The organism is Streptomyces sp. AMJ-169 (assembly GCF_055597585.1).
The window spans coordinates 43,556-58,001 of the sequence record NZ_JBVLTJ010000006.1 but is presented as its reverse complement, the minus strand read 5'-3'; the positions used below and the strand labels follow the sequence as shown (position 1 = coordinate 58,001).

The 14,446-nt window shown below is 73.1% G+C and carries 17 protein-coding genes and 1 riboswitch; of the genes, 11 read left to right on the top strand and 6 right to left on the bottom strand.

Annotated elements, in window-relative coordinates:
• Nucleotides 1-71 precede the first annotated feature (71 nt).
• A riboswitch (cobalamin riboswitch) is annotated at nucleotides 72-212 on the bottom strand.
• An 89-nt stretch (nucleotides 213-301) separates the two neighbouring features.
• Both ACYUD3_RS16310 and ACYUD3_RS16305 read right to left on the bottom strand, forming a co-directional pair.
• Complete coding sequence (locus ACYUD3_RS16310) at nucleotides 302-523, bottom strand: hypothetical protein (protein WP_470970000.1); 222 nt, start codon at nucleotides 521-523, stop codon at nucleotides 302-304.
• A 26-nt stretch (nucleotides 524-549) separates the two neighbouring features.
• Nucleotides 550-1,758, bottom strand: a complete 1,209-nt coding sequence (locus ACYUD3_RS16305) for an inorganic phosphate transporter (RefSeq protein WP_470969997.1) — start codon at nucleotides 1,756-1,758, stop codon at nucleotides 550-552.
• 193 nt (nucleotides 1,759-1,951) lie between these two features.
• On the opposite strand from ACYUD3_RS16305, the gene ACYUD3_RS16300 reads away from it, so the two are divergent.
• The 3 genes from ACYUD3_RS16300 (at nucleotide 1,952) to ACYUD3_RS16290 (ending at nucleotide 5,646) form a co-directional block, all read left to right on the top strand.
• Nucleotides 1,952-2,626 (top strand): class II aldolase/adducin family protein, encoded by a 675-nt coding sequence (locus ACYUD3_RS16300; RefSeq protein ID WP_470969994.1) that lies wholly within the window; start codon nucleotides 1,952-1,954, stop codon nucleotides 2,624-2,626.
• A gap of 131 nt (nucleotides 2,627-2,757) precedes the next feature.
• Nucleotides 2,758-3,897, top strand: coding sequence for an alpha/beta hydrolase (locus tag ACYUD3_RS16295; protein ID WP_470969992.1), 1,140 nt, complete (start codon nucleotides 2,758-2,760; stop codon nucleotides 3,895-3,897).
• Nucleotides 3,898-4,233: 336 nt separating this feature from the next.
• Nucleotides 4,234-5,646, top strand: coding sequence for a hypothetical protein (locus ACYUD3_RS16290; protein ID WP_470969989.1), 1,413 nt, complete (start codon nucleotides 4,234-4,236; stop codon nucleotides 5,644-5,646).
• A gap of 122 nt (nucleotides 5,647-5,768) precedes the next feature.
• Here ACYUD3_RS16290 and ACYUD3_RS16285 read toward each other — a convergent pair whose 3' ends face one another.
• Together ACYUD3_RS16285 and ypfJ are read right to left on the bottom strand one after the other, a co-directional pair.
• Nucleotides 5,769-6,173: a VOC family protein gene (locus ACYUD3_RS16285; RefSeq protein WP_470969987.1), complete on the bottom strand. Its 405-nt coding sequence runs from the start codon at nucleotides 6,171-6,173 to the stop codon at nucleotides 5,769-5,771.
• A gap of 127 nt (nucleotides 6,174-6,300) precedes the next feature.
• Nucleotides 6,301-7,191, bottom strand: coding sequence for a KPN_02809 family neutral zinc metallopeptidase (ypfJ, locus tag ACYUD3_RS16280; protein ID WP_470969984.1), 891 nt, complete (start codon nucleotides 7,189-7,191; stop codon nucleotides 6,301-6,303).
• A 198-nt stretch (nucleotides 7,192-7,389) separates the two neighbouring features.
• On the opposite strand from ypfJ, the gene ACYUD3_RS16275 reads away from it, so the two are divergent.
• The 3 genes from ACYUD3_RS16275 to ACYUD3_RS16265 all read left to right on the top strand — a co-directional run bounded on the left by ACYUD3_RS16275 (nucleotide 7,390) and on the right by ACYUD3_RS16265 (nucleotide 10,489).
• Entirely contained in the window at nucleotides 7,390-8,988 is a 1,599-nt protein-coding gene (locus ACYUD3_RS16275) for an ABC-F family ATP-binding cassette domain-containing protein (protein ID WP_470969981.1), read from the top strand.
• Nucleotides 8,989-9,354: 366 nt separating this feature from the next.
• On the top strand, nucleotides 9,355-9,576 hold the full coding sequence (locus ACYUD3_RS16270; protein WP_004002281.1) for a helix-turn-helix domain-containing protein: 222 nt from the start codon (nucleotides 9,355-9,357) through the stop codon (nucleotides 9,574-9,576).
• A gap of 121 nt (nucleotides 9,577-9,697) precedes the next feature.
• Complete coding sequence (locus ACYUD3_RS16265; RefSeq protein ID WP_470969979.1) at nucleotides 9,698-10,489, top strand: enoyl-CoA hydratase/isomerase family protein; 792 nt, start codon at nucleotides 9,698-9,700, stop codon at nucleotides 10,487-10,489.
• 52 nt (nucleotides 10,490-10,541) lie between these two features.
• Here ACYUD3_RS16265 and ACYUD3_RS16260 read toward each other — a convergent pair whose 3' ends face one another.
• Nucleotides 10,542-11,228, bottom strand: coding sequence for a nucleopolyhedrovirus P10 family protein (locus ACYUD3_RS16260; protein ID WP_470969976.1), 687 nt, complete (start codon nucleotides 11,226-11,228; stop codon nucleotides 10,542-10,544).
• 90 nt (nucleotides 11,229-11,318) lie between these two features.
• On the opposite strand from ACYUD3_RS16260, the gene ACYUD3_RS16255 reads away from it, so the two are divergent.
• The 5 genes from ACYUD3_RS16255 to amaP all read left to right on the top strand — a co-directional run bounded on the left by ACYUD3_RS16255 (nucleotide 11,319) and on the right by amaP (nucleotide 13,624).
• Nucleotides 11,319-11,783, top strand: coding sequence for an Asp23/Gls24 family envelope stress response protein (locus tag ACYUD3_RS16255; RefSeq protein WP_470969973.1), 465 nt, complete (start codon nucleotides 11,319-11,321; stop codon nucleotides 11,781-11,783).
• A gap of 88 nt (nucleotides 11,784-11,871) precedes the next feature.
• Nucleotides 11,872-12,057, top strand: a complete 186-nt coding sequence (locus ACYUD3_RS16250) for a hypothetical protein (protein ID WP_470969971.1) — start codon at nucleotides 11,872-11,874, stop codon at nucleotides 12,055-12,057.
• Complete coding sequence (locus ACYUD3_RS16245) at nucleotides 12,054-12,398, top strand: Asp23/Gls24 family envelope stress response protein (RefSeq protein ID WP_470969968.1); 345 nt, start codon at nucleotides 12,054-12,056, stop codon at nucleotides 12,396-12,398. Before ACYUD3_RS16250 ends, ACYUD3_RS16245 begins: the two co-directional genes overlap by 4 nt.
• A complete protein-coding gene (locus ACYUD3_RS16240; protein ID WP_470969965.1) occupies nucleotides 12,395-13,042 on the top strand; it encodes a DUF6286 domain-containing protein in 648 nt (215 codons plus the stop codon). Before ACYUD3_RS16245 ends, ACYUD3_RS16240 begins: the two co-directional genes overlap by 4 nt.
• A gap of 3 nt (nucleotides 13,043-13,045) precedes the next feature.
• Nucleotides 13,046-13,624, top strand: a complete 579-nt coding sequence (gene amaP / locus ACYUD3_RS16235) for an alkaline shock response membrane anchor protein AmaP (RefSeq protein WP_470969962.1) — start codon at nucleotides 13,046-13,048, stop codon at nucleotides 13,622-13,624.
• 61 nt (nucleotides 13,625-13,685) lie between these two features.
• Here the strand turns inward: amaP and ACYUD3_RS16230 are convergent, their stop codons facing one another.
• Nucleotides 13,686-14,441, bottom strand: coding sequence for an SDR family oxidoreductase (locus ACYUD3_RS16230; RefSeq protein WP_470969960.1), 756 nt, complete (start codon nucleotides 14,439-14,441; stop codon nucleotides 13,686-13,688).
• Nucleotides 14,442-14,446: the final 5 nt, after the last annotated feature.

Sequence of the window (14,446 nt, the reverse complement as noted above, 5' to 3'; positions counted from 1 at the left end):
GGGGGCGTCGGGACCTCGGCGGGCGGCCGTGCATGGCGGTATGTCCTCACTCAGGGTGTCCACGCCCTGGTTCGACGAGACCGGCGGTGGGAGTTCCTGGCTCCCGGGGATGACTACCCCGGTCACAGTGGCGGGACCGCGCCGGATTCGCACCGGCCTTCCTCCTGAGCCGCCGAAGCTGGCCCCGGCAGTCCACCACGGGCCGCGAAGGGCCGTCAACTCGCTGTTGACCTGCGGGAGCGGAGTGTGCAGAACCCCACACGGGCGGCGCCGTGCGGGGTTCGGGAGGAGGTTTGAAGGCTCAGGCGACGATCAGATTGATGCCGTACGCCACCGCCGCGAGGCAGGCCGCGAAGCAGACGTAGGCGCCGCTCACCGCGAGCGCCGCGGAGCCGCCGCCGGCCTGGGCCCGCTCGTGCCGGGACAGGCCCATGACGCCGAGGGTGAACAGGGCCACGATGCCCACGGTGACGACGAGGCTGACGCCGAAGACGGAGCCGAGGGCGGACCAGTCGATCTTCATGGAGGGAGTCCTTCAGTCCTTCGCGCTCAGAGCGCGGCGGCCGGGGGAGTGGCGGTGGGGGCGGCGGCCTGGTCGGCGGGCGCGGCCGGGGCGGGGATGACGACCTTCAGCTCGTCCAGGCCGTCGTCGGTGCTCTCGGTGCCGTTGACGTTGGTGTGGTCGACGACCTCGCGCCGGGACAGCTTCCAGATGGCGGCGCTGGAGGCGATGAGGAAGACGGCGACGGCGGCCGTGCCCCAGTCACCCAGATCGGTGACGGACTCGGCGAGCGCGCCGACCAGCGCGGCGGCCGGCAGCGTCAGCCCCCAGGCGACGAACATGCGGGTCGCGGTCGACCAGCGCACGACCCCGCCCTTGCGGCCGAGCCCCGCGCCCATCACGGAACCGGAGACGGCGTGCGTGGTGGAGAGGGAGAAGCCCAGGTGGGAGGAGGCCAGGATGACGGTCGCGGCGGACGTCTGGGCGGCGAAGCCCTGCTGCGGCCGGAGGTCGGTGAGCCCCTTGCCCATCGTCCGGATGATCCGCCAGCCGCCGAGGTAGGTGCCGAGCGCGATCGCGAGGCCCGCGGAGAGGATGACCCAGGTGGGCGGGTCCGAGTCGGGGGCGAGGGAGCCGCCGGCGATCAGCGCGAGGGTGATGATGCCCATCGTCTTCTGCGCGTCGTTGGTCCCGTGCGCCAGCGAGACGAGCCCGGCGGACGCGATCTGCCCGAACCGGTACCCCTTCTCGGCGGCCTTCCCCTCGGCCTTCTTGTTCAGGGTGTACGACAGCCGCGTCGCCAGCAGCGCGGCGACGCCCGCGACGATCGGGGCGGCGACCGCCGGGATCAGCACCTTCGTGACCAGGACGTCGCCATGGACCGCGCCGGTGCCGGCGGAGGCGATGGTGGCGCCGATCAGACCGCCCATCAGGGCGTGCGAGGAGCTGGAGGGCAGGCCGACCAGCCAGGTCAGCAGGTTCCAGAGGATCGCGCCGACCAGGGCGGCGAAGATGACCTCGGGGCGGATACCGCTTTCGTCGACGAGCCCCTTGGAGATCGTGTTGGCGACCTCCACGGAGAGGAAAGCTCCCACAAGGTTGAGCACGGCGGACATGGCCACCGCGACCTTGGGCTTGAGCGCGCCGGTCGAGATGGTCGTGGCCATCGCGTTGGCGGTGTCGTGGAAACCGTTCGTGAAATCGAACGCGAGCGCGGTCACGACCACGATCGCGAGGATCAGCGAGAAGCTTTCCATTTACCCAGGCAATCTTTTGATGTCATTGGCTGGACGAAGGTAGGTAACCTGGATGAACGGAAGGTGAACTGAGGCGGGCGTCGGAGTGTCGTTAAGACTTGCTCTCCGGGAAGTCCCCTAGGGGCGCCCGCGCCGCCGTTCCCTAGGGGTCCGGGAAAGAGATTCCGGTCACCCCGATGGGTAGGAGCCGGTCATGGAGAAACCGAAGGAACGCCGCCCCGGCCCGGCGGAGTGCGCCGCCTGGGAAACCCTCATCGCCACCGCCCGCCGCACGGTCACCGACGGCCTGGTCGTCGGCACCTCCGGCAACGTCTCGGTGCGCGTCGGCGACACCGTCCTGGTGACTCCGTCAGGAGTCCCCTACGACCGCCTCGGCCCCGACGACGTCACGGGCGTCGACCTCGCCGGGCGGCAGGTGCTGGGCGTCCTGGAGCCGACCAGCGAACTCCCGATGCACCTCACCGTCTACCGCACCACCGACGCCGGCGCGGTCGTCCACACCCACTCCGTCCACGCCACCGCCGTCTCGACCCTCGTCGACGAACTCCCCCTGATCCACTACATGTCCGGCGCCCTCGGCGGAGCGGTCCGGGTCGCCCCGTACGCCACCTACGGCACCGAACAGCTCGCCGAGCACATCAAGGACGCCCTGACCGACCGCACGGCCTGCCTCCTGCGCAACCACGGCACCCTGACCTACGCCCCGACCCTGGAACGCGCCTTCACGGACACGGCCCAGCTGGAGTGGATGTCGCGTCTTTGGCTGACGGCGTCCTCGGTACCGGGGCTGCGGCCGACCTTGCTCACGGAGGGGCAGGTGAAGGAGGCGGGGGAGAAGCTGAGGGGGTATGGGCAGCGGGGGGAGTGAGATACGCCCCTCCCAGCCAGGCCCCGCTCGTATACGATCCCGCGCCCCCAGTGCCGTCCCGGTACCCCGACTGCCGCACCCCGCCCTCTCCACCACTGGCCGCCCCCGCCTCCGCCCCGGACACTGGGGACGTGCGCACTGTCAAAGCGGCGGCCGTGGCCGTCTCCGCAGTAGTGGCCGCCGGGGCGGCGAGCGTGGCCGTGGGCCGGATGGCCGGGGACGCCGCGCTGAAGGCGGCGTCCGGCGGACCGCTGCCCACGGAACCCAGACTCACCGTGCACGGGACGGCGGCCGGCCAGGTCACGCTGACCCGCGCGCTCGCCGCGCTGCGCCCCGGGACGTACGGGCTGTCCGGCGCCGGGGTGCACGCGGTGTGCGGACCGGTGCTGCCGAACGCCCCGCACGCCGCCGACACCGTCGTACGCCGCCTCGAACGGGTCACCGAAGGTGCCCTCGGGCCCGGCACGGCCGTGCGGCTCACGCCGGGGCTGCACGTCGGGACGCCGGCCGGGGCGCTCGGGATCGACCACATCGACGTCGGGATCCCGGGGGAACTCGGCACGCTGCCCGCCTGGTACGTCCCCGGGGCCCGGCTCACCTGGGTGATCGCGGTGCACGGCCTCGGCACGACCCGCGAACACGCCCTGAACGTCCTGGGCTTCCTGCACCGCCGCCGCTTCCCGGTCCTGATCCCCGCCTACCGGGGCGACGCCGGCGCGCCCCCGTCGCCGGACGGCCGGGGTCACCTCGGGACGACGGAGTGGCGCGACCTCGACGCGGCGATCCGGTACGCCGTCGGGCACGGCGCGGGCCGTGTCGTCCTGCTGGGCTGGTCGACCGGCGCCGCCATGGCCCTGCGCGCCGCCGCCCACTCCGGGCTGCGCGAGCGGATCTCCGGGCTCGTCCTCGACTCGCCGGTGCTGGACTGGCAGGCCGCGCTGCGCACCCTCGCCGGGGCCCGGCACACCCCGGGCGCGCTGCTGCCGCTCGCGGTCCGCGCGGCCCAGGCCCGCCTCGACCGCAACGGCGACCAGCCGGACGCGAAGTCCCAACTGGCCGAACTGGCAGGCCAGTTGACCGTACCGACCCTGATCTTCCACGGCCCCGACGACACCGTCGCCCCCTGGGAACTCTCCCAGTACCTCACCGCCCTGCGGCCCACCCAGACCACCCTCCACGAGGTCAGGGGCGCACCGCACAACGCGATGTGGAACGTCGATCCGGCGGCGTACGAGGAGACGCTGCGGAGGTTTCTCACGCCGTTGATGTGAGACGGGGGTGCCGTTGATGTGACCCTCGACACGGCCCGCGTCAAGTCCCGTTTCCTCCAATCTCCCGCGCGTCACCGCCGCCCCGCGCCTTTCGGCCACCCCCGTCCGCCGGCTCGCGCGCACCGCGCCGCGCCGCCCCCGCGCGGCAACGGCCCTGACCGGCGGGCCCGTGCCGCCCAAGGGCCCGCGTCCGGCCCGGGTTCCGGCGGGAAGGGTTCCGTTTAGGCCTGTCGGGCGGGGTGCGGGGCCGCCCGGCCACCCGTGCATTGGCCATTCCCGTAGCCCGCCGTGACATTCCGTTTGGGTTTTCGGACCGTCAACCGGAAGACTGCACCCGTGACGTCCCGTATCCCGCGCGACTCCAGGCTTCGACTCGTCCGCCCGCGACCCCTGGCCGCCGCCCCCTCAGCTGTGAACCAGCGGCGCCCGCGCCGCCCCGCGCCCCGCCCCCCGGAGGGCACCCCGGCCCCGGCGGAGCTGGCCAGAATGGCTCGCTCGGGCCTGGCCGCCGCCGCCAAGGTGGCCCGCTGGGCGGACAGCGCCCTCGGCCCCGGCAAGGACGCCGCGACCGCCGACGGCAAGGCCACCCTCTCCGCCGCCAGCGCCGAACGCGCCGCGACCGACCTGGGCCTGACCCCCGACCGCGTCCGCGCCGACTGGGACACCGCCCGGCTGGCCGGACTCATCGAGGTGCACGGCGACAGCGCCCGCCCCGGCTGGCGGCTGCGCGCCTGGGACCGCGACGACAGCGCCGTGCTGCGCGGCTGGGTGGCCCTCTTCGACGCCTGGTCCCTCGCCACCCCCGAACCGGACGGCGAGCACGCCGGGGCCGTCGCCGAAGTCGTCTCGGCCATGCCTCAGGTCCTCTCCTTCCTCCAGCTCTCCGCCGGCCCCGTGCCCGTCGAACAGCTCCTCGACCTCCTCGGCCAGCGCGTCACCGAACTGCGCACGGAACGCTGCGAGGTCCCCTACGACACCGACAGCGCGCCCCTGCCGGCGCCGGCCCCCGCCGAGCCCGTGCAGGAAGTCGAACTCGCGCCCTTGCTCGACTGGGCCCTGCACGCGCTGGCCTCCGTCGGCGCCCTCACCTGCGGCACCGGACAGGCCACCCTCACCCCGCTCGGCAGCTGGGCGACCTGGGTGAAGCTGGAGCAGATCTGCGTCGCCGCCCAGAGCCCCGCCGGGAACATCGAGCAGGCCGCCGAGGGGATGCTGCGCGGCTGCGCCCAGCTGCGGCCCAACGCCGCCCGCGCCGAGTACCGCGCCTGGCTCGCCGCCCGCCCCGTCGGCAGCGCGGTCACCGAACTGCTGGGCGCCGCCCGGGGCGAGGACGCCCTGCTGCGCGGCCTCGCCTTCGAGGCGCTGCGCGTCGTCGGCGCCCCGGCCGAGCCCGACGTACGGGCCGTCGTCGAGGAGGCGGCGCTGCGGCCGTACGCGCTGCTCTGGCTCGCCGAGCACGACGGGGTCGATCCGGAGGACGCCCACGAAGTGCTCACCCGGGAAGAGGCGACCTGGCTGTGGGTCGACACCGCCGCCGCCGTCGCCGACCACGGTGAGGCGCCGATGCTCGTGCGTCACCTGGAGTCCGCGCTCCAGCCGACCGTCCCCGCGCTGCTCGCCGAGGTCCGCGCGGTCGGGCATCCCCGGACCGTCCAGGTCCTCGTCGCCCTCGCCGCCGCCCATCCGGACCCGGCCCTCGCCAAGGCCGTCCGGCGCGCCGCGTTCCAGGTGCACACCGGGGGCAGCTGACGCCTGCGGAGGGGGCGGGCAGCCGCCCCCTGGCGGTCGCCTTGCGGGGGTGGTCCTGCGGGGGCGGCTCGCGGAGAGCGCCTTATGGAGGGCGCCTCGCGAGGGCGGGCGGCTCGCGAGGGCTATCCCTGTATCTCCGGCGCGTACGTCCCGAAGCTCCACACATTGCCCTCGAGATCGCGGGCCATGTAGTCGCGTGAGCCGTACTCCTGGTCCGTCGGCGGCATCAGGATCTCCACGCCCTGGTCGACCGCGCGCGCGTGATGCGCGTCCACGTCGTCCACCACGACGTACACGCCGACCGGGCCCGCGCCCTTCATCGCCGAGTCGAACAGCCCGCCGCGCCCCTTCGAGCCGAGCATCACCACCCCGTTGCCGTGCGCCAGCTCCGCGTGCAGGACGGCGCCGCCCTCGCCCTCGTACACCGTCAGCTCCACGAAGCCGAAACCCTCGGTCAGCTGCCGGATCGCCGCCTTCGCGTCGGCGTACAGCAACGTCGGACACAGACTCGGACTCCCACTCGCCATCCCGCTCACTCCCTCGCCTCTCGAACAGCCCCGCCGCCGGAAATGTCACCTGCTGCCCAGTCTTGCACCAGCCACTGACAATGCCTCCCGGAAGGGGGCGGGGCTCTCCTCGGCGGAAGCGGGCGGCTCAGCGGAACGTGTCGCAGCGGTCCATGTCGCCACTCTGGTAGCCCGTCCGGAACCACTGCTGGCGCTGCGCCGCCGACCCGTGGGTCCAGGACTCCGGGGTCACCCGGCCCTGGAAGCGCTCCTGGATCCGGTCGTCGCCGACGGCCGCCGCCGCGTCGAGGCCGTCGGCGATGTCGGTGTCCGTGAGGCTGGTCAGCAGCGGGCGGCCGGTCGAGCGGTAGGCGGCCGTCGTCGCGTGCTTCGTCCACACGCCCGCGTAGCAGTCGGCCTGGAGCTCGACCTTCACGGCGTTGCTGTCCGCCCCGGTGCGCCCGTCCTGGGAGCGGCCCAGGGTGCCCAGCAGGTTCTGGACGTGGTGGCCGTACTCATGGGCGACGACGTACGCCTGCGCGAAGGGGCCCCCGCTCGCGCCGAACTTGGTCCGCAGCTCGTCGAAGAAGCCGAGGTCGAGATAGACCATGTGGTCCCCGGGGCAGTAGAACGGGCCGACCGCCGAGGTCGCCGCCCCGCACGCGGTGTTCACGCGCGCGCTGAAGAGCTTCGTCGTCGACGCGGAGTACGCCATGCCGCGCCGCGCGAACTCCTGCCGCCAGTAGTCCTGCACGCTGTTGACGACCGCGACCATCCGGCAGTCGTCCTTGGTGTTGGCGTCCTTCCCGGTGCGGCACGTCTGCTGGACCTGCCCGAGCGAGGTCGGGGTGGCCACCGGGCCGTCACTGCCGGAGGAGAGACCGAGCTGCTCGGGGCCCACCCCGAGGAACAGCGCCACCAGGAGGACGACGAGGCCGACCACCCCGCCGCCCACAGCCATCCCACCCCCCGGAATACGGCTCCCGCGTTCGTCCTGGACCTCGGAGGTGTCCAGCTGGGCATCGTCGTCGAACTGCATGCGCACATCGTCCCCCGCGCGCGGGGGAGGGGCGTACGACGGCACCCCGGAGGGCGGCCGAAAGCCTCCGTCGCGACTCAGCAAAACCGCTTGCGCTCCCCCGTTAGAATGGGGTCCATGGCCATTCTCCTCGCGCATTAGACGGCCGGACCGTCCCCACCGCCCGTCCGTCCACCCTTCACGCCCTGGAGTCTGACCGTGATCTCCGCCTCCGGTATCGAGCTGCGCGCCGGTGCCCGCGTCCTCATCGAAAACGCCACCTTCCGCGTCGCCAAGGGCGACCGCATCGGCCTGGTCGGCCGCAACGGCGCCGGCAAGACGACCCTGACGAAGGTCCTCGCCGGCGAGGGCATGCCCGCCGGCGGCCAGGTGACCCGCTCCGGCGAGGTCGGCTACCTCCCCCAGGACCCGCGCACGGGCGACCTCGACGTCCTCGCCCGCGACCGCGTCCTCTCCGCGCGCGGGCTCGACGTCCTGCTGCGCAAGATGCGCGAGAACGAACAGCGCATCGCCAACGGCAGCGGCGCCACGCGCGACAAGGCGATGCGCCAGTACGAGCGCCAGGAGACCGAGTTCCTCACCAAGGGCGGGTACGCCGCCGAGGCCGAGGCCGCCACCATCGCCGCCGCGCTGAACCTGCCCGACCGGGTGCTGGGCCAGCCCCTGCACACCCTCTCCGGCGGCCAGCGCCGCCGTATCGAGCTGGCCCGCATCCTGTTCTCGGACGCCGACACGCTCCTGCTCGACGAGCCGACGAACCACCTCGACGCCGACTCGATCATCTGGCTGCGCGACTATCTGAAGACCTACCGCGGCGGCTTCATCGTGATCTCCCACGACGTCGACCTGGTCGAGACAGTCGTCAACAAGGTGTTCTACCTGGACGCCAACCGCGCCCAGATCGACGTCTACAACATGGGCTGGAAGCTCTACCAGCAGCAGCGCGAGGCCGACGAGAAGCGCCGCAAGCGCGAGCGCGCCAACGCCGAGAAGAAGGCCGCTGCGCTGCACTCCCAGGCCGACAAGATGCGCGCCAAGGCCACCAAGACGGTCGCCGCGCAGAACATGGCCCGCCGCGCGGACAAGCTGCTGTCGGGCCTGGAGGCGGTCCGCGTCTCCGACAAGGTCGCCAAGCTGCGCTTCCCGGAGCCCTCGCCCTGCGGCAAGACCCCGCTGATGGCGGAGGGCCTGTCGAAGTCGTACGGCTCCCTGGAGATCTTCACCGACGTCGACCTGGCCATCGACAAGGGCTCCCGGGTCGTCATCCTCGGGCTGAACGGCGCGGGCAAGACGACCTTGCTGCGGCTGCTCGGCGGGGCGGAGAAGCCCGACACCGGCGAGGTCATCGAGGGCCACGGCCTCAAACTCGGCTACTACGCGCAGGAGCACGAGACCCTGGACCCGGAGCGCACGGTCCTGGAGAACATGCGCTCCGCCGCCCCCGACCTGGACCTGGTCGAGGTCCGCAAGACGCTCGGCTCGTTCCTGTTCTCGGGCGACGACGTCGACAAGCCGGCCGGAGTGCTCTCCGGCGGCGAGAAGACCCGCCTGGCGCTCGCGACCCTCGTCGTGTCCTCGGCGAACGTCCTGCTGCTCGACGAGCCCACCAACAACCTCGACCCGGCCAGCCGCGAGGAGATCCTGGGCGCGCTGCGCACCTACAAGGGCGCCGTCGTCCTGGTCACGCACGACGAGGGCGCCGTCGAGGCGCTCCAGCCCGAGCGGATCATCCTGCTGCCCGACGGCGTCGAGGACCTGTGGGGCGCCGACTACGCGGATCTCGTCGCCCTGGCCTGATCCGGCGTCGCCCTGGCTTGATCGAATGGGTGATCCACGGCGGATGGATCATTCGGCCTAGCGGTGATCCATCATCTGTGTGAGATCTCCTCGTACCGAGGTGTGTCCGTTCGCGATCTTCCGGCCGATCCCTTTACCGAACACGCTCGGTGAGGGATCGGCCGTCGTGCTTCTCTGACCTGCGCATTTGTGAAAACGGTCGTTCGACCCTTCGGACGCCGCCGAGCGGAATCAAAGATTCCGTTCGTGGGGACGCGCTCCTGTCGTCAAAACCCTCATCCACGGACCTTGCCGAATGGGTGGCCATCACGCCCCGGAGGGGTGATCATGAGGGGACCAGAGCGCACTTCCCATGAGGAGGCACGGGTGGCCGAGACTCTGAAGAAGGGCAGCCGGGTGACCGGCGCCGCGCGCGACAAGCTCGCGGCAGACCTGAAGAAAAAGTACGACTCCGGTGCGAGCATCCGGGCGCTGGCCGAAGAGACCGGCCGCTCGTATGGCTTCGTCCACCGGATGCTCAGCGAGTCCGGCGTCACGCTGCGTGGACGCGGCGGGGCGACGCGGGGCAAGAAGGCCGCTTCGTCCTGACGCCGGGCGGCCCATCGGCTTCGATGGTGGCCACCCGGTCGGCGTGACGATCGACCGGGTGGTTACTGTGCAGTCACTTGAGCTCACGGCTCGGCTGACCGCACGCATCGGAGGCGCCCGCATGGCTTCGCTCGACCCGGTACTGGACAAGGACGGCGTACGGCTCACCGTCGAAGACGCGCTCGCCACGGTGACGCTGACCAACCCGGCCAAGCGCAACGCGCAGAGCCCCGCCCTGTGGCGGACGCTCGCCGAGGCCGGGCGGCTGCTGCCGGGCTCCGTCCGTGTCGTGGTGCTGCGCGGCGAGGGCAAGTCCTTCTCCGCCGGGCTCGACCGGCAGATGCTCACGCCTGAGGGCATCGAGGGCGAGCCGTCCTTCGTCGACCTCGCGCGCAGCGGCGACGCCGAACTCGACGCCGCCATCGCCGAGTTCCAGGAGGGCTTCACCTGGTGGCGGCGCAGCGACCTCGTGTCCGTCGCTGCGGTCCAGGGGCATGCCATCGGCGCCGGCTTCCAGCTGGCCCTCGCGTGTGACCTGCGCGTCGTCGCCGACGACGTGCAGTTCGCCATGCGCGAGACCAGCCTCGGCCTCGTCCCCGACCTCACCGGCACCCACCCCCTGGTGTCCCTCGTCGGCTACGGCCGCGCGGTCGAGATCTGCCTCACCGGCCGGTACGTCCACGCCGAGGAGGCCGTGAACATCGGCCTCGCCAACCTCGCCGTCCCGGCGGCCGACCTCGACACCGCCGTGTCCGACCTGACGGCCACGCTGCTGGCGGCGCCCCGGGACGCGGTGGTGGAGACGAAGGCGCTGCTTCAGGGGGCGGCGGGGCGGTCCTACGACGAACAGCGGGCGGCGGAGAGGGCTGCTCAGGGGCGGAGGTTGCGGGATATCGCGGGGGTGGGGGAGTAGAGCTGGGGCCGGTTTCGGGGGGCTTAAAGCGCTTTAGGTGACTTGAAGCGCTTTAAGCGCCGAGCGCGCTGATCAGTACGGCGACTGTCGGCCTGCCCGGCAGCCGCTCCCACACGGTCGTGCGGGCCTCTTGGGCGACGGCGAGGAGCGGTAGGTCCGCGCGGACGGTGAGTTCCACGCGGGCGTGAGGCTGGGCGGGGTGCGCACGCGAGGCGGGCTCCACGCGCGCGTGGGGTTCCTCCAGCCGCACGCTCCCCGCCAGCACCCCCTCCACCCCGGCCAGCGCCTCGTCGACCCTCCCTGACCGGTCCGGGAGCGGGGCGACGGGGTCGTCCGGCGCCTCCTCCAGCAGTTCCGCCGCCCTCAGGTCCACCTCGGCCACGATCAGCCCCGTCTCCCCGGCCGCCGCCGCGAGCGCGGTCCGCAGGCGGGCGGCGAGCACCGGGAGCGGTTCGGCCGGGACCGCCGAGAAGTCCGCCGTCAGCCTCAGGGGGCCGGGCGGCAGCGCGGACGCGGGAGGGGGCACGACGGCGTCGGGGGCGTGCTCCGGATCGGCCAGGGCGAGCCTCAGGGCGCCCAGACGGGTGCCGGGCACCTGACCGGCCACCGCGCGCCGCAAGGCCGTCACAGCCGCGCTCTCGGCGATCCACGAGCCGTCCCGGGGGCCGCCGAGGGGCAGGACACGGCCGAGGCCCAGCTGATCGCGTACCGCTCTTCGCCTTTGCTGATCCGCCGTCATTCCTCCAGCCTGCCGCATCCCCGGGGCGCGGGGGCGTATCCGCGCTTACGGTGGTCGAAGGAGGCCGACCGGAAGAGGGTGTACGACAAGATGACCGACACGACACCGGGCACCGTCCCCGAAGACGGGACGACGGTGCGCAAGGCGACCAAGCGCGGCGGAGGCGACCCGGCGACCCGGGGGCGCACGACGATCGCCGACGGAGTGGTGGAGAAGATCGCCGGCCTCGCCGCGCGGGACGTCGTCGGCGTGCACGCCATGGGCAGCGGACTCAGCCGCACCTTCGGCGCCGTCCGTGACCGGGTCCCCGGCAGCTCCAAGGCGGCCACACGCGGGGTGAAGGCGGAGGTCGGCGAGGTGCAGACCGCGCTGGACCTGGAGATCGTCGTCGACTACGGAGTCTCCATCGCCGACGTCGCCCGCGCGGTGCGCGAGAACGTCATCGCCGCCGTCGAGCGGATGACCGGGCTCGAAGTGGTCGAGGTCAACATCGCGGTGAGCGATGTGAAGCTGCCCGATGAAGAGGACGAGGAGCCGGAGCCCAGGCTCCAGTGAGAGCGCCGGAGAGAACCTTGGTGACGGCCCTGGCGGCAGCCCGGGGGACGGCTTCGGAAGCGGCTTCAGCGACTCGGAGGGACACAGCATGAGCAGGGCCGTGATCGGCATGATCGCCGGAATGGCGCTGGGCTTCGCCGGCTACTTCGGCGGGTTCGGCGCCTTCCTCCTGGTGGCCGCGCTCGGCGCCATCGGGTTCGTCATCGGCCGGTTCCTGGAGGGGGACCTGGAGGTCGGGGACTTCCTGCGCTCGCGTGACGACCGGCGCCGATGACCACCTCCGTCGCCCCCGGGGAGCGCGGGGCGACCAGGATCGCCGACCGGGTCGTCGCGAAGATCGCCTCCCAGGCCGCGCGTGAGGCCCTGGGCCCGCTGCCCCCGGACGCCGCCCCGCCGCACGCCATGGTCGTCGTGCACGCCAACCACGCGCGCGTACGCGTGGCGGTCGAACTCGACTACCCCTGCGACATCGGGGCGCGCTGCCGCGCGGTGCGTCAGGAAGTGGTCGAGCGGGTAGGCGCGTTGGTGGGAATGGAGGTGCCGGAGGTCGCCGTCCAGGTCGAACGGCTCCACCCGGCGCTTCCCTACGGCGAAGCACAGGGGAGGACGCGATGAGCGCATCCCAGGGCGCCGACGGCACGACCCAGAGGCTGCCGGTCGTACTGGACAAGGAGCCCCCGCCCTCGGAGGAGCCCTCACTCCCAGGGGACGCGGACGTCCGCCGCTTCTGGTCGGCCCGCAAGGCCCCGGCCACAGCCGTTGCCCTGGCCTCCCTGGTCGTCGCGGGCGCCTTCCTGTACGACGTCGCCGCCGTCCGCGCCCATCACCGCGCCCTGGCCTGGCGCCGCGACCTCGCCCGCCAGCTCGCCGGACGCCCCCTGGACGACACCTGGGTCCTCACCGGCGCCGCCGTCGCCATCGCCCTGGGGCTGCTGCTCCTGTGGCTGGCCGTCACCCCGGGCCACCGCGACGTCCTGCCGATGCGCCGCACCCACCCCGACGTCCGCGCGGGGCTGCACCGGGGCGCCGCCGCCCTCGTCCTGCGCGACCGCGCGATGGAGGTCGCCGGGGTCCAGTCCGTCCACGTCCGCATGGGCCGCCGCAAGGCCGACGTCCGCGCGCTGTCCCACTTCCGGGACCTGGACGACGTCCACAGGGACCTCGCCGCGACCCTGGACGCCGCTCTGGAGGGACTGGGGCTCGCGCGTCCGCCGGCCCTGTCGATCCACGTACGCCGCCCCGCGCGCGGGAAGGGATGAGCCATGCTGCGGACCGTCAACCGCGTTCTCCTGGGCGCCGCCGGACTGATCCTGCTCGCCGTCGGGGGGACGGCCCTGGCGACCGGGCTGGGGGCGCGCCTGCTGTCCTGGTGGGTGCACAGGGGGCGGCACGACGTCCTGCTCACCGCCGCCGAGCGCACTCGCTGGCGGGGCGAGGGATGGTGGTGGCCGGCCGTCCTGGGCGGGCTGGCCGTGCTCGTCCTGCTCGCCCTGTGGTGGCTCACCGCGAACCTCAGGAGGCGGCGGCTGGGCGAGGTCCTGGTCGACACCGGTGACGGGGAGTCGGCCGTCCTGCGCGGCAGCGCCCTGGAGCACGTCCTCGCCACCGAGAGCGCCCACCTCGACGGCGTCGCCCACGCGCGCGTGCACCTCACCGGGCGGCGGCACGCCCCGGAGACGCGGGTACAGCTCCAGGTGGAGCCGCACACGGACCCGGGGCAGGCGCTGCGGCACTTCACGGAGGAGTCCCTGACGCACGCCAGGGACTCCGTCGCCCTGAAGGCGCTTCCGGCGGAGGTGCGGGTGAGGGCGGTCAAGCACCGCGCGGAGCGGGTCAGTTGACCTCTGGGGCGCCTGTGCTCTCCCGGACGCCTCCAGGTGCCCCAGTCGCCGTCAGAAGCCGCTAGAAGCCCCGCCTGGCCCCACCGTCGACCGGCACCATGATGCCCGTCAGGTAGGAGGCCGCCGGCGACAGCAGGAAGGCCGCCGTCCGCCCGAACTCCTCCGGGGCGCCGTAGCGGCGCAGCGGGATGGACGCCTCGTTGGCCGCGCGGGCCGCCTCCGGGTCGGGGGCCAGGCCGTCCAACTCGCGGACGCGGTCGGTGTCGATACGGGCCGGGAGGACACCGACGACGCGGATGCCGCGCGGGCCCAGCTCGTTCGCGAGGGAGTTCGCGAAACCGGCGAGCCCGGGGCGCAGCCCGTTGGAGATGGTCAGCTGTGGCACCGGCTCGTACACCGAGCCGGACAGCACGAACCCGATGACGCCGCCCTCCTCCAGCTCGGCCGCCGCCGCGCGCGCGAGGCGCACCGCGCCGAGGAAGACCGACTCGAACGCCGCCTGCCACTGCTCGTCGGTGTTGTCCGCGACGCCCCCGGGCGGCGGCCCGCCGACGCTGACCAGGATGCCGTCGAACCCGCCGAACGCCTCGCGCGCGCGGGCGATGACCCGCTGCGGCGCCCCGGGGTCGGCGTTGTCGACGGCCACCCCCACCGCGTTCTCGCCCAGCGCGCGGGCCGCCGCCGCGGCGCGCTCCTCGTCCCGCCCCGTGATGACGACCTTCGCGCCGTCGGCGACCAGTTCGCGCGCGACCGCGTTGCCCAGCCCGCGCGTGGCGCCCGTGACGACGTACACACGGTCCTTCAGTCCAAGATCCATGCCCC

Bases quoted from the DNA above. Each gene is read 5' to 3' on its own strand.
- ACYUD3_RS16310 (WP_470970000.1), bottom strand. From the start codon at position 523: ATGAAGATCGACTGGTCCGCCCTCGGCTCCGTCTTCGGCGTCAGCCTC.
- ACYUD3_RS16305 (WP_470969997.1), bottom strand. From the start codon at position 1,758: ATGGAAAGCTTCTCGCTGATCCTCGCGATCGTGGTCGTGACCGCGCTC.
- ACYUD3_RS16300 (WP_470969994.1), top strand. From the start codon at position 1,952: ATGGAGAAACCGAAGGAACGCCGCCCCGGCCCGGCGGAGTGCGCCGCC.
- ACYUD3_RS16285 (WP_470969987.1), bottom strand. From the start codon at position 6,173: ATGGCGAGTGGGAGTCCGAGTCTGTGTCCGACGTTGCTGTACGCCGAC.
- ypfJ (WP_470969984.1), bottom strand. From the start codon at position 7,191: ATGCAGTTCGACGACGATGCCCAGCTGGACACCTCCGAGGTCCAGGAC.
- ACYUD3_RS16265 (WP_470969979.1), top strand. From the start codon at position 9,698: ATGGCTTCGCTCGACCCGGTACTGGACAAGGACGGCGTACGGCTCACC.
- ACYUD3_RS16260 (WP_470969976.1), bottom strand. From the start codon at position 11,228: ATGACGGCGGATCAGCAAAGGCGAAGAGCGGTACGCGATCAGCTGGGC.
- ACYUD3_RS16255 (WP_470969973.1), top strand. From the start codon at position 11,319: ATGACCGACACGACACCGGGCACCGTCCCCGAAGACGGGACGACGGTG.
- ACYUD3_RS16250 (WP_470969971.1), top strand. From the start codon at position 11,872: ATGAGCAGGGCCGTGATCGGCATGATCGCCGGAATGGCGCTGGGCTTC.
- ACYUD3_RS16245 (WP_470969968.1), top strand. From the start codon at position 12,054: ATGACCACCTCCGTCGCCCCCGGGGAGCGCGGGGCGACCAGGATCGCC.
- ACYUD3_RS16240 (WP_470969965.1), top strand. From the start codon at position 12,395: ATGAGCGCATCCCAGGGCGCCGACGGCACGACCCAGAGGCTGCCGGTC.
- amaP (WP_470969962.1), top strand. From the start codon at position 13,046: ATGCTGCGGACCGTCAACCGCGTTCTCCTGGGCGCCGCCGGACTGATC.
- ACYUD3_RS16230 (WP_470969960.1), bottom strand. From the start codon at position 14,441: ATGGATCTTGGACTGAAGGACCGTGTGTACGTCGTCACGGGCGCCACG.